Source organism: Streptomyces shaanxiensis (assembly GCF_039537145.1).
In the GTDB taxonomy this organism is placed as follows: domain Bacteria; phylum Actinomycetota; class Actinomycetes; order Streptomycetales; family Streptomycetaceae; genus Streptomyces; species Streptomyces shaanxiensis.
This window is the reverse complement of sequence record NZ_BAAAZY010000024.1, coordinates 98,234-111,654: the sequence shown is the minus strand read 5'-3', so window position 1 is coordinate 111,654 and position 13,421 is coordinate 98,234. Positions and strand designations below refer to the sequence as shown.

Here is a 13,421-nt window from a genome sequence, read left to right as displayed (position 1 = left end):
CAGGCAGGAGACAGCCCCATGGAGTACTACGACCTCGGTACCCACACCCGCTCCGTGACCACGTCCTCCGCGCAGGCCCAGCTCTGGTTCGACAGAGGGCTGACATGGACGTACGCCTTCCATCACGAGGAGGCCGTCGCCTGCTTCGAGGCCGCCGTCGCGGCGGACCCCGACTGCGCCATGGCGCACTGGGGCATCGCCTACGCGCTCGGACCGAACTACAACAAACCCTGGGAGTTCTTCGACGACCAGGACCTGGCCCGCACCGTGGACCGTACCCACGCCGCCGTGGAGCTGGCCCAAGAGAAGGCGGCGACCGCGACCCCCGTCGAACGGGCGCTGATCGCCGCCCTGCGCGCCCGCTACCCGCAGGCGAAGGCCGTGGAGGACTGCTCGGTCTGGAACGCCCCGTACGCCGACAGCATGCGCGCGGTCTACGAACTCGCCCCCGACGACCTGGACATCGCCACCCTGTTCGCCGACGCGCTGATGAACCTCACGCCCTGGCAGCTGTGGGACCTCAGGACGGGCGAACCGGCCGAGGGCGCGCGCACGCTGGAGGCCAAGGCCGTCCTCGACCGTGCCCTCGCCACCGACGCGGGACGCGACCATCTGGGGGTGGTGCACCTGTACATCCACCTGATGGAGATGTCCCCGACACCCGAGGTGGCGCTGCCCGTCGCGGACCGGCTGCGCGGCCTGGTGCCCGACGCCGGGCACCTCCTCCACATGCCCTCCCACCTGGAGGTGCTCTGCGGCGACTACCGGCGGGTGGTCTCGGACAACACCACGGCGATCGCGGCCGACGAGAAGTACCACGCCCGAGCCGGGGCGATGAACTTCTACACGCTGTACCGCTCGCACAACTACCACTTCAAGATCTACGGCGCGATGTTCCTCGGCCAGTCCCGGGTCGCCCTCGAGACCGCGGCGCAGCTCGAGGCGTCCATCCCGGAGGACCTGCTGCGGGTGCCGAGCCCGCCCATGGCGGACTGGCTGGAGAGCTTCCTCGCCATGCGCGTCCACGCCCTGATCCGCTTCGGCCGCTGGGACGAGATCCTGGACCTGCCGCTGCCCGCCGACTCCGAGCTGTACTGCGTGACGACCGCGATGATCCACTACGCCCGCGGCGTCGCGCTCTCCTCGACCCACCGCGTCCCGGAGGCGGAGGCGGAGCGCAGGCTCTTCCGTGAGGCGGTGGCCCGGGTCCCCGAGACCCGCATGCTCTTCAACAACACCTGCGCCGACATCCTCGCGATCGCCTCGGCGATGCTCGACGGCGAACTCGAATACCGCAAGGGCGATCACGACGCCGCCTTCGCCGCGCTGGAACGCTCCATCGAGCTGGACGACAACCTCCCCTACGACGAGCCGTGGGGCTGGATGCAGCCCACCCGGCACGCCTACGGCGCGCTCCTCCTCGAACAGGGGCGGGTCGAGGAGGCCGAGGCGGTCTACCGTGCCGACCTCGGCCTCGACGGCACCCTTCCGCGCGCCCTGCAGCATCCGGGCAACGTCTGGTCCCTGCACGGCCTCCACGAGTGCCTGATGCGCCGGGGCAAGGTGGAGGAGGCCCAGATGGTGGCCCAGCAACTGCGTCTCGCCGTCGCACTGGCGGACGTACCGATCGAGGCGTCCTGCTTCTGCCGACTCGACACCCACCAGGGCGCCGGCACCGCGGACGGTTGCTGCGCCGACTGACGGGGAGGCGGCCGGCCGCACGCTCGCGACGACGCCGTTCAGCGTGGGCGAGGGGCATGCGCAATCGGGACGGGACCGGTATGTTCGTCGGGTGAACTCAGTTTCACAGAGGTCCCGATCTCCGAGGAGTGATCGATGAGCAGTGGCGAGTTCCCGGAGGTCGGTACGCCGGCCGGTACGGTCCGCGGTCGCCTGGAGGGCGGCCTCGCGGTGTTCCGCGGCATCCCGTACGCGCAGCCGCCCGTGGGCGAGGCGCGCTTCGCCGCGCCGCGGCCGGTGGAGCGCTGGGACGGCGTCCGGGAGGCCCTCGCGTTCGGCCCGCCGCCTCCGCAGGAGCCGTTCGGTCCCGAAGGCGCTCCTCCCGGTCCCGGCCCGACCGGCGACGACTGGCTATCCGTCAACGTCTGGACGCCCGAGGCGGACCCGGCGGCCCGCCGCCCGGTGATGGTGTGGCTCTACGGCGGTGCCTACAAGTTCGGCTCCGCCGACGACCCCGCCTACGACGCGGCCCGCCTCGCCCGCGACGGCGACCTGGTCGTCGTCACCCTCAACTACCGCGTCGGCGTCGAGGGGTTCCTGCGGATCGAGGGCGCTCCAGCCAACCGCGGACTGCTCGACCAGGTCGCCGCCCTGGAGTGGGTGCGCGAGAACGTCACCGCCTTCGGCGGCGACCCCGACCAGGTCACCGTCTTCGGTGAGTCGGCCGGGGCCGGTTCCGCCGCCGCACTGATGGTCATGCCGAGGGCCCGCGGCCTGTTCCGCCGCGCCATCGCGCAGAGCGTTCCCGGCACCTTCTTCTCCGACGCGCTGGCCGCCGACATCGCCGAGGCCGTGGCCGGTGAGCTGGGGCTGCGTCCGACAGTGGCGGACCTGTCCGGCGTGGACCCGCGCAAGCTGCCCGAAGCGAGCGCCGCGCTCGGCGCCCGGATGCGTGAGTACGTCCACCGGTGGGGCGCCGTCGCCCTCACCCCGACGCCGTACTCTCCGGTCGTCGACGGTGAGGTGCTGCCCGCGACGCCGTGGGAGGGCCTCGCCGACGGCGCCGGACGCGACGTGGAGCTGATCGCCGGGCACAACCGGGACGAGTACCGCCTCTTCCTGCTGCTCGGTGGGCTGCTCGGCCGGGTGGAGGAGGGGCCGGCGTCGATGGCGCTGGGCATGTTCGGGCCGGTTCCGGACGCCGAGCGGGCCTATCGTGCGGCGTTCCCGGACGCCTCCGCGGAGCACCTCTTCGAACTGGTGCAGTCCGACTGGCTCTTCCGCATGCCCTCGCTCCATCTGGCCGAGGCCCAGGTGGCGGGCGGCGGCCGGGCTCACCTGTACGAGCTCACCTGGCCCGCCCCGGCGAACGGCGGCCTCCTCGGCGCGTGCCACGGCCTCGACGTGCCCCTGACCTTCGGCAGGTACGACGGGCTCGGCGCGCTGCTGATCGGCCCCGAGCCCACGTCGGAGACCGAGGCGCTCTCGGCCCTCATCCGTTCCGCCTGGACCGGGTTCGCCCGCACAGGCGACCCGGGCTGGCCCGCCTACGACACCGAGAACCGCCTCGTCCGGCTCCTCGACGCCGAACCCACGGTCGCCGCGTACCCGGAGGAGGCCTCGCGCCGCCTCTGGGAGGGGCACACGTTCGCGGAGCTGCCGTTGACGACGGCATGACGCTGCTCCCTCACGCCCGCCCATGCGCCTCCTGCGACCGTCGTGCCAGGGCGTCGATGACCACGGCGGCGAAGAGCACCCCGCCCGTGATCATGAACTGGACGGCGGTCGGGGTGTCCGTGATCACCATGCCCGAGGCGATCGACTGGATGACCAGCATGCCGAGCACGGCGGACCAGGTCGTACCGCGGCCGCCGAAGAGGCTGGTGCCGCCGATGACGGCCGCCGCGATGGCGTTGAGCAGCAGCAGGCCCGAGCCCGCCCCCTGGCTCACCGAGGTGATGCGCGAGGCCAGGAACAGACCGCCGATCGCGGCCATGGTGCCGGAGACGGCGAGCACGGCGGTCTGCACGCCCGTCACGTTGAGGCTGGCGCGGCGGGCCGCCTCGATGCTGCCGCCGAGGGCGTACACCTGCCGCCCGTAGTGCGTGCGGCGCAGCACGATGTCGAGGCCGGCCACCACCACGAGGAAGATCAGCAGGGCGAGCGGCAGTCCCTGGAACCGGTTGAGCAGATACGCGGCGGTGAACGCCACCGCCGCGAGGAACGCCGTACGCGTGACGACTCCCCGGAACGAGCGGTGCGGCATGCCCATCGCCATCCGCCGCCGCCGGTCCTGGTGGGACACGAGGAAGACCAGGCCCGTGCCGACCGCGGCCAGGCCGTAGGCGGCGGCGTCGTGGGTGAAGTAGTGGCTCGTCAGCTCGGCGACAAGCCCGTTCTCGTCAAGGTTGACGGTGCCGCTGGTCCCCAGGATGTACAGCATGAGGCCGTTGAACGTCAGCAGCCCCGCGAGGGTGACGACGAAGGCCGGCACCCGCGTCTTGGCGACGGAGTAGCCCTGCACGGTTCCCGCCAGGGTGCCGGCGAGTACCGCGAGGATGAGGGCCAGCCATTCCGGCACGCCGTTGTTCACGTTCAGCACGGCGAAGACGGCGGCGGCGAGACCGCTGATCGAGCCGACCGACAGATCCAGCTCACCGATCAGCAGGACGAAGACGATGCCGACGGCGATCAGGCCCGTACCCACGATGTCCACGCTGAGGTTGGACAGGTTCCGGGGGGACAGGAAGCTGGCGTTGAGGGACTGGAAGGTGATCCAGACGGCGGCGAGGACCAGGACGACCGGGAGCGAGCCCAGCTCGCCGGCGCTCAGCTTGCGCCGCAGGACCGCGACGCCGCTGTCGAGCAGCTGGGCGAGGGCCGCACCACGGGGCGGTCGGCCGGTCTTGGCGGTGGGTGCGGAGGGCGCCGGCGCCTCCGCCCCGCTGTGCATCCCTTTCACCACCCTGCCTCCCGATGGGCCATCCGGCGCGGCACGTTCTCCGTGGCGCCGGTGATGGAGGCGATGATCTGTTCCTGGGGCGCGGTGTTCACGTCGAAGAAGCCGTTGTTGCGACCGAGCCGCAGCACGGCGGCCCGGTCCGCGAGAGCCTTGACATCGCCCATGTTGTGGCTGATCAGCAGCACCCCGAGGCCCCGGTCGCGCAGCTGGTCCACCAGGTCCAGGACCTCGCTGGTCTGCTCGAATCCCAGCGCCGCGGTCGGTTCGTCCAGGAGGAGGATCCGCGGGTCGCCCAGGAGTGAGCGGGCGATGGCGACCGTCTGCCGCTGACCGCTGGACAGGGAGACGACCGGTGCGCGCAGATCGGGGACCCCTCTGGTCAGACGCTCCAGCAGCAGACTGGTGCGACGCTCCATCTCGACCTCGTCGAGGAACCCGTACCGGCGTACCTCCTGGCCGAGGAAGAGATTGCCCACCACGTCGAGGTTCCCGCACAGCGCGAGGTCCTGGTAGACGGTGGCGATGCCCAGGTCCCGGGCGTCGTGCGGGCGCCTGATCTGGACCGGCCGGCCCTCCCACTCGATGACGCCCCGGTCCGCCGGTGTGACTCCGGAGATCACCTTGACCAGGGTCGACTTGCCGGCTCCGTTGTCGCCCAGCAGCGCGACGACCTGCCCCGCGCGGATCTCCAACTCGATGTCGGTGAGGACCTCGACGACCCCGAAGCGCTTGCACACACCGCGCAGCGCCAGCAAGGGGGGACTCGGCACGAACACCATCTCCTTCCCGTGGCCGGTCCGGCTCCGCAGCCGGTCGGTCAGGTGAGTCCGGCCCTGGCGCAGGCGGCGTCGAGTTGCGGGGTGCAGATCTGCTGGATCGTGTACACGCCGTCCTTCACCACGGTGTCCTCGATGGTGTCGACGGTCACGGACACAGGGGTGAGCAGGACGGCCGGAACCGTGCTGCCCGTGCTGGTCCGCACCGTGTCCTGGGCGACCCGGTCGAGGCTCTCGTCGCGGGCCGCGGCCACGGCCAGCGCGGCGCCGGCGGAGGCCTCGGGCTCGAAGGGCTTGTAGACGGTCATGTACTGCTCGCCGGCCACGATGCGCCGCAGGGCTCCGAGTTCGGCGTCCTGTCCCGTGACGGGGGGCAGCGGGTCGACCTTGTTGGCCTTGAGGGCGGAGATGCTGCCGGCCGCGAGGCCGTCGTTGGCGGCGTAGACCCCGTCGATGTTGCCGGCGCCGAGGGCGGAGATGGCGCCGGACATGTTCATGTGGGCGATCTCGGTCCGCCACTGGCGGGTGTCGTACTCCTTGGAGATCTCGACCTTGCCCTCCAGTTCGGACAGGGCGCCCTTCTTGAACAACACCGCGTTGGGGTCGCTGGGATCGCCGTTCATCATGACGATCCGGTCGCCGACCCCGTCGTCGTCCATGGCCCGCACCAGCGCCCTGCCCTGGAGCCTGCCGACCTCCTCGCCGTCGAAGGAGGCGTAGGCGGCGATGGGGCCCTCGGCGAGACGGTCGTAGGCGATGACGGGGATACCCGCCTCGTCCGCCTTGGTGACCGTGGGGCGCAGGGACTTGGAGTCGACGGCCACCAGCAGGATGGCGTCGACCCCCTCGGCGATCATCGATTCCATCTGGGCCTGCTGGATCGCCACGTCGCTCTTGGCGTTGGCATGCTCGACCTCACAGTCCTCGCACAGCTCCTTGATGTGCCGGTCGAGCAGCGGCCGGTCGTTGGTCTCCCAGCGTGCGGTGGTGGCGTCCGGCAGCAGCACGCCGATCTTCGGCCCGTTCCCCCCGCCGGAGTCGCTCCCGCCGCTCTCCCCACAGGCCGCGAGCGCGGCGGCCGTCGCGGCCGCGGCCACCGCGACGACCGCCCCCCGTGCGCAGCCCTTCATGCGAGAGACCTCCCTTTCCTTCACCTCGCGGGGTGAAGAGGGCGCCCAGGACGAACAGCCGCATTGCCGACGCCGGGCGTCACGGCGAACGTACTGCGTGAGATCGGGGAACATGCTGTGTCAAACAGGGGCAAAGCGGCTATGCCGTAAGTGTGGCACCGGCCGAGATGAACTGCGAACGCGATGGCGAACCCGGCCGGCTTGGAGCCCGACCGATGGCGGAAAGTCGAGGGCGGAATCATCCGCGACGGAGAATTCATTCTGATCTGTCTGTTTGACCCCCATATGAGACGCTGGAAGCTGAACGCCCCGATCTCAGTCTGTCGGCACCTGTGGCCTTGGGGCGGGAGGAAGGTGCGGACATGCCTCATGACGGCCCTGCCCGGACCGGCGTCTCGCAGCTGCGGGCATCGGAGGCCGGGGCCGCGGGCACCGGTCCAACGCCTCCGGAGCGCCAGGCCGCGCCGGTGGAGCGTGCCCTGGCGTTCGCCGGAGTGGCGATGGCGGCCGTCTATGTGCCCGGCGCCGGGGAGGAGGAGCTCCGGTTGCTGGAGACGGCCGAAGACCGCACCGCACGGACCGCCGGAGTCGGCACCGCCCAGATGACCGGAGTCGGCGCCGCCCAGTACGGCATGCCGAAGCTGCTGCCCCGGTCCGGCGACTCACCCGCCGCGCGGGCCGTCCGCGCCGACCGACCGCTGTGGCTGAACCCCGCGGCCCTCGCCTCCTACGACGACCAGGGCGGACCGACACCGCCACGAGGGGGGACGTCACTGGGCGCACTGCCCCTCAGGGCGGAGGGCGGACGGGCGGGCTGCCTCGTCGTCGTGGGGACGTCCGCCGACGGGTTCGACGCCGAGCAACGCCGCTTCCTGGAGCGGTACGCCGACGCCGTCGCCGATCTGCTGCGGACCGGCGCCGACCGGACCGGGGCGCCGCCCCTGCTGGGCCTCGCCCTGCGCGCGCTGCGCGTCGGCTCCTTCGTTCTGGAGCCGGACACCGGCGTGGTCGACGCGGACGAGACGCTGCTCGGACTGGTCGGCATCACCCCGGCCGACTTCGACGGCAAGGCGGACACACTGCTCGCGAACGCCCTCCCGGAGGACATGCACGCGCTCATGTCGGTCCTGGAGCCGACCACCCCCGAGTCCGCCCGGCGCGAGCTGGAGTTCCGGGTCCGCCACCCCACGGGCGAGGTGCGCTGGCTGAGTCTGCGGTGCCGGATGGCGGTGAGCTCCGACGACCGGCCGCAGCAGGTGCTGGGCGTGGTGACGGCGACCTCGGTGCAGCGCCGCAGCGCCGACGACGTGTCCCGGATCCAGTGGCTGACCGCCGCACTCGACGACGCCGTGACGGTCCAGGACGTCGGCCGTGTGGTCGTCACCGCACTGCGCGAACCGCTGGGCGCCGACCGGGTGGCGCTGGCCGAGCTGCGGGAGGACCGGCTGGTGGTCATCGTGCTCGACCCGCCGCAGCCCGCCGCCTGGCCGGAGATCTGGCGTTCCGAGTGGCGCTCGGAGTGGCCCGACGCCCCGGTGCGGGCCCTCCCCACCCTCCAACTGGCCCTGCGGGACGGTCGGATGGACCTGTGGCCCGCCGGCACGGCTCTCGAACCGGGCCTCGCGGGGATCGGCGCCGGAGGGCTGGCCGTCCTGCCGCTGCCCGCCAGGGGCGGGGTCGTCGGCGTGTGCCTGGTCGGCTGGGACCAGCCGCACGAGTTCGCCACCGAGGAGCGGTCCGTCCTGACCGCGACCGCCGGGCTGGTCGGGCAGGCCCTCGAGCGGGCGCACGCCTACGACGCCGAGCAGGAACTCGCGACGCTGCTCCAGCGCAGCCTGCTGCCCCGGCGCCTGCCCGAACTGCCCGGCGGGACGGCCGTCGCCCGCTATCTGCCCGCCCGGCGCGGTCTTCAGGTCGGCGGCGACTGGTACGACGTGATCGTGATCTCCGAGGACCGGGTGGCCCTGGTCATCGGTGACGTGCAGGGACACAGCGCCGGAGCGGCGACGATCATGGGCCAGATGCGCACTGCCGTCCGGGCCTACGCGGTGGAGGGCCACCCGCCGGACGTGGTCGTCTCGCACGCCAACCGGCTGCTCGTCGGCATGGAGACCGACCTCTTCGCCACCTGCTGCTATGTCGAACTGGACATGGAGGAGGGCAACGCGCTGTTCGTCCGTGCCGGGCACCTCTCCCCGCTGGTCCGTCACCCCGACGGCACCACCGAGGAGGTGCAGGTCGAGGGAGGGCTCCCGCTGGGCGTGCTCGCCGAGGCGGAGTTCCCCATGACCGCGGTGGCACTGACCCCGGGCACGGTGCTCGCCCTGGTCACCGACGGCCTGGTCGAGGCCGCCGACCTGCCCCTGGACGAGGGGATGGACCGGACCCGCGCCGCGCTCGCCGCGGCCGACCCGTCCGACACCGGGCGGATGGCCGACGAACTGCTCGGCGACGAGGGCCGCCGCGAGGACGACGTCGCGCTGCTGCTGCTGCGCTACGACGGCATGACCGCCCGGCCGATCCGGGCCGGCTGGGAAGTGTGGCGGCTGCCCGACGCCGTCATGCACGCCCGCCGTTTCACCTCGCGCACCCTGCGCCGGTGGAAGGTGGCGGAAGCGGCCGACGGGGTGCTGCTGGTCGTGTCCGAACTGGTCACCAACGCCCTGGTGCACACCCAGGGCTCGGTCCGCCTCGACCTGATCCTCCGCGGCGACCATGTGCGCGTGAGCGTGACCGACGGCTCGCCGCGGGCGCCGGCCAAACCGGTGATCGTGGACTGGGAGTCGACCGGCGGCCGGGGCCTGCTGCTGGTCGAGGCGATGTCGGAGACCTTCGGCTCCGTGCCGGTGGCCGGCGGCAAACAGGTGTGGAGCGAGATCCGCGTGCCGCGACCCGAACCGGCCCTCGCGGGCTCGGTGCCGCCAGGGGACCTGGGGGGCGTGCCATGAGGGGACCGACGGGGCCTGCCCTGAGGGCTCATACCCGTACCCGTACCCGTACCCGTATCCGTGCGCGGCAGATCGCCGCGGCGCTCGTCGCCGGGCTCATGACGATGTCCCTGGCCGCCTGCGGGGGAGAGGACGAGGCGGGCACGGACAGCTTCACGATCGGCCTTCTGTTCCCGAACCGAGTGACCCCTCGCTGGGAGAAATGGGACAAGCCGCTGATCGAGCAGCGGCTGAAGGAGCTGTGTCCTCGCTGCACCGTGGCGTACGCCAACGCCGGGGGAGACGTGGCGAGACAACAGCAACAGATGATCTCCATGATCACCAAAGGGGCCAAGGTCCTGATCCTCGACCCTGCCGACAGCAAGGCGATGCGCTCCTCGGTCCAGGAGGCACGCAAGGCGGGTGCCTCGGTCATCTCCTATGACCGGCTCACCGAAGGACCGATCTCGGGCTTTGTCAGTTTCGACGGCGCGCAGGTCGGCAGGCTCCAGGGCGAGGCGCTCCTGGCGGCCATGAAGGGCGGCGGGAACATCGTCATGATGAACGGCGACCCCACCAGCGCCAACGCGGCGTGGTTCCGCAGCGGCGCGCTGTCCGTCATCACGGGCAAGCTGAAGATCGCAAGGTCCTACGACACCGCGGCGTGGAGCACCGACAACGCCCACGCCAACATGTCCGCCGCCATCACGGCCCTGGGCTCGGACCGGATCGGCGGCGTCCTGGCGGCCAACGACTCCATCGCCGCAGGAGTCATTGCCGCTCTCAAGACGGCCGGTGTCAGGAAGCTTCCCCCCGTCACCGGCCAGGACGCCGACCTCGACGCCGTGCAGCGCATCGTCAAGGGCGAGCAGTACATGACGGTGTACAAACCGTTCAGGACGGAAGCCGCCGCAGCCGCCGACATGGCCGTGGCGCTGGGGCGTGGCGAGGACGTCCGGGACATGGCCACGACGACGTTGGACAGCGCCACCACCCAGGACATCCCGGCCGTACTGCTCACTCCGAAAGCGGTGACGGCCGACACCATCAAGCAGACCCTCGTCGACGGCGGCGTGTACACCGTCGACCAGATCTGCACCCGAAAGCTCCGCCCCGCCTGCGCCCGCGCCGGACTCTCCCCGTGACGGGTCCCGAGAAGCCGGACCGGCCGACCACCGAAGCGGCGGGCGGGCGGCGGAACGCATCCGCCGGCCGCCCGCCGCAAGCCGTCTCCGTTCAGGGCAACTCGGCCCGCGCCGGAGAGTCGTCGAGGAAGCCGCCCGACTGGTGCTGCCACAGCTTCGCGTAGGCGCCCTCCGCCGTGAGCAGTTCGTCGTGGGTACCCTGCTCGACGATCTGTCCGCGGTCCAGGACGACGAGCCGGTCCATGCCGGCGACCGTGCTCAGCCGGTGTGCCACCACGAGTGCCGTCCGCCCGTCCATGAGTCGCCACAGCGCCTCCTGCACGAGGATCTCGCTCTCGGAGTCCAACGCGCTGGTCGCCTCGTCGAGCAGCAGGATCGGTGCGTCGCGCAGGATCGCCCGGGCGAGGGCGACCCGCTGGCGCTGACCGCCGGACAGCTTGACGCCGCGCTCGCCCACCATGGTGTCGAAGCCGTACGGCAGCGCGTCGGCGAACTCCGTGACGTGCGCCGCCTCCGCCGCGCGGCGGATCTCGGCGTCGGTGGCGTCCGGCCGGGCGAACGCGATGTTGTCCCGCAGCGTGCGGTGGAACATCGCCGGATCCTGCGGCACATAGGCCATCAGACCGCGCAGGTCGGCCTGGCGCAGCCGGCTGATGTCCTGACCGCCGATCAGGATCCGGCCGGAGTCGACGTCCGTCATCCGTAACAGCAACCTGGTGAGCGTGGTCTTGCCGCCACCGGACCGCCCCACGAGGCCGATCTTCGACCCGGCGGGTACGTCCAGGTCGAGGCCCTCGAACAGCGGCCGGCCCCCGGAGTGGGCGAACACCACCCGCTCGAAGCGGACATCGGCGGCCCCGCGCACCAGCGGCTCCGGCGACGGCGGATCGAGCACAGTCGGCGGTGTCAGCAGCAGCTCCGTGAACTGCGCGGCCTCCGTCATCGAGCTCTCCAGCCGGCGGTAGATCTGGTTGAACTCGAACATGATCCGCGTCGCGTTGTTGTAGTAGGTGAAGGCCACCACGATCGCCTCCACGCCATGCGCGCCCCCGCCGAGCGTGACCGCGAGCAGCAGCCCCAGCGCGTTGGTCAGCACCGACATCGGCGCGACCAGCGTGTCGATGCGCAGATTGCCGTAGTCCCACGAGCGCAGCGTGAGCCGGCGCGACGCGGCGACGCGGGCGCGGTGCTCGGCCGCCTCGCGCCCCTCGGCGGCGAACGCTCGTACCGTGTCCATGTTCATCAGGCTGTCGGCGACATGGCCCGACACCCGGGCGATCGCCTCCTCACGCTCGTCGACGAGCGCCTGGCGGCGCCGGATGAGGGGCACCACGCACACCGCCGTCACAGCGATCATCACCAGCAGCCCGACCACGAGCAGCGGTTCGTACCGCCACAGCACCACCGCCCCGAACGCCAGCGGCACGAAGCTGCCCACGATCTGGAACGTCAGCGTGTCGACGAACTGCTCGAAACGGGAGGCGAAACTCAGGACGCGCTTGGTCAGCGATCCGGCGAAGTTGTCGTGGAAGAACGCGGCGTCCTTGGCGAACAGCTCGTCCATCCCGATCACGTACAGGTGCTCGATGCCGAGGGCGTCGAGGCGGTTCAGGCAGTGCAGGGCGATGCGCCACAGCGTCTCCGCGAGCAGCAGGACACCGACGAAGCCGAGGACGTACGGCAGCGCCGAGTCGACGGTGATGTCCTTGTCGTCGGCGATGTCACCCACGAGCTTGGCGACGATCAGCGGCGCGACGTAGTTGATTCCGATGTTGCCCAGCGCCGAGAGCAGCATCGTGGGGAGCGTCAGCCGGCGGAGCCTGGCCAACTCCCGTCCGTAGTAGCGAAGTGCGAGAAGTACCGAGCGCTTGCCCGGCTGGACCTTGCGTGCTTGAGGGGTTTCCATCCCAACCCTGTGTTGTTCTGCGGCGGCCTGCCACGCGTCACGCGGGCAGGGGTCATCGCCGGCAACGGCCGTGTGAGCTTGGGTTCGAGTGCGGAAGTGTCCCGCGACGACGACCGCGCAGTCCAAGTGTTTTCCGGTCGGGAAACGGCCCTCGGGAGCAGGCCGGCACGGCCCCGGTCACCGGTCCCCGACCCCTGTCCTCACCGCACGGGACCCGCAGGGTATGCAGGGACTCCACAGCCCCAACTCCCCAGGCCCACGGAGGACTTCGTGCGACTCCTGCCCCGCTCCCCGTCCGGCTGGACCATGGCCGTGTTCGGCATCCTCGCCGCCGCCATGGGCGGGGTCGGGCTCATCGCCCCGGACGCCCTCCTCGCCGTCATGGGGTTCACCCGTGTAGGGGACGCCGGGCGTGCGGAGGGCGATCACACACCGGTCTTCCTGACCGCGTCCTCCATGGCCGCACTCAACATGGGCGTGCACTACGTGCTGGCCGCCCTCTCCGACTGGCGGGCGTTCTTCCGCTGGACCGTCCCCTTCCGCCTGCTGACCTGCACGGTCTTCACACTGGCGGTGCTCGGCGGCCGTGCCCCGTCCGGCTTCCTCGGCGTGGGCCTGTGGGAGGGACTCGGCGCACTGGCCACGGCCGCGGCTCTCCGCCACGAGAGGCGGCGCAAGGCCCTTGCGAAGCAGCGCGAGGCCCTCGCGGACGCCGAGGGTCCGGCCGCCGCCTGAGACCGGGAGTTGGGAGGCATTGGGCGGTCGTCACGCCATCTCAAGATCCCCGCGGTGAGCGCGGCCGGCGCGGTGTCGCTGCCGGCGGCGGGCACGCCGACGGCGTTCGCGGGAGCGTCGGGCTGCAGCGACCCTACGTGCATCCGCGTTGACGGCAGCG

The 13,421-nt window shown here is 71.5% G+C and carries 9 protein-coding genes; 5 read left to right on the top strand and 4 right to left on the bottom strand.

Annotation, left to right across the window (positions count from 1 at the left end):
• Positions 1-18: 18 nt before the first annotated feature.
• Entirely contained in the window at positions 19-1,701 is a 1,683-nt protein-coding gene (locus ABD932_RS34895) for a tetratricopeptide repeat protein (protein ID WP_345019140.1), read from the top strand.
• A 135-nt stretch (positions 1,702-1,836) separates the two neighbouring features.
• Positions 1,837-3,357: a carboxylesterase/lipase family protein gene (locus ABD932_RS34890; protein ID WP_345019139.1), complete on the top strand. Its 1,521-nt coding sequence runs from the start codon at positions 1,837-1,839 to the stop codon at positions 3,355-3,357.
• A gap of 10 nt (positions 3,358-3,367) precedes the next feature.
• On the opposite strand, the gene ABD932_RS34885 is transcribed toward ABD932_RS34890, so the two are convergent.
• The 3 genes from ABD932_RS34885 to ABD932_RS34875 are packed head-to-tail and all read right to left on the bottom strand — an operon-like array spanning position 3,368 to position 6,548.
• Entirely contained in the window at positions 3,368-4,633 is a 1,266-nt protein-coding gene (locus tag ABD932_RS34885) for a sugar ABC transporter permease (protein WP_345019137.1), read from the bottom strand.
• Positions 4,634-4,638: 5 nt separating this feature from the next.
• Positions 4,639-5,421, bottom strand: a complete 783-nt coding sequence (locus ABD932_RS34880; RefSeq protein ID WP_345019136.1) for an ATP-binding cassette domain-containing protein — start codon at positions 5,419-5,421, stop codon at positions 4,639-4,641.
• A gap of 38 nt (positions 5,422-5,459) precedes the next feature.
• A complete protein-coding gene (locus tag ABD932_RS34875; RefSeq protein WP_345019134.1) occupies positions 5,460-6,548 on the bottom strand; it encodes a substrate-binding domain-containing protein in 1,089 nt (362 codons plus the stop codon).
• Between the two features lie 362 nt (positions 6,549-6,910).
• On the opposite strand from ABD932_RS34875, the gene ABD932_RS34870 reads away from it, so the two are divergent.
• Both ABD932_RS34870 and ABD932_RS34865 read left to right on the top strand, forming a co-directional pair.
• On the top strand, positions 6,911-9,496 hold the full coding sequence (locus tag ABD932_RS34870) for a SpoIIE family protein phosphatase (protein ID WP_345019133.1): 2,586 nt from the start codon (positions 6,911-6,913) through the stop codon (positions 9,494-9,496).
• A complete protein-coding gene (locus ABD932_RS34865) occupies positions 9,493-10,620 on the top strand; it encodes a sugar ABC transporter substrate-binding protein (protein WP_425587562.1) in 1,128 nt (375 codons plus the stop codon). The genes ABD932_RS34870 and ABD932_RS34865 overlap by 4 nt, the downstream gene beginning before the upstream one ends.
• A 91-nt stretch (positions 10,621-10,711) precedes the next feature.
• On the opposite strand, the gene ABD932_RS34860 is transcribed toward ABD932_RS34865, so the two are convergent.
• Positions 10,712-12,526, bottom strand: a complete 1,815-nt coding sequence (locus ABD932_RS34860) for an ABC transporter ATP-binding protein (protein WP_345019130.1) — start codon at positions 12,524-12,526, stop codon at positions 10,712-10,714.
• A 270-nt stretch (positions 12,527-12,796) separates the two neighbouring features.
• Here ABD932_RS34860 and ABD932_RS34855 point away from each other — a divergent pair, with 270 nt between their 5' ends.
• On the top strand, positions 12,797-13,261 hold the full coding sequence (locus ABD932_RS34855; RefSeq protein WP_425587561.1) for a hypothetical protein: 465 nt from the start codon (positions 12,797-12,799) through the stop codon (positions 13,259-13,261).
• Positions 13,262-13,421: the final 160 nt, after the last annotated feature.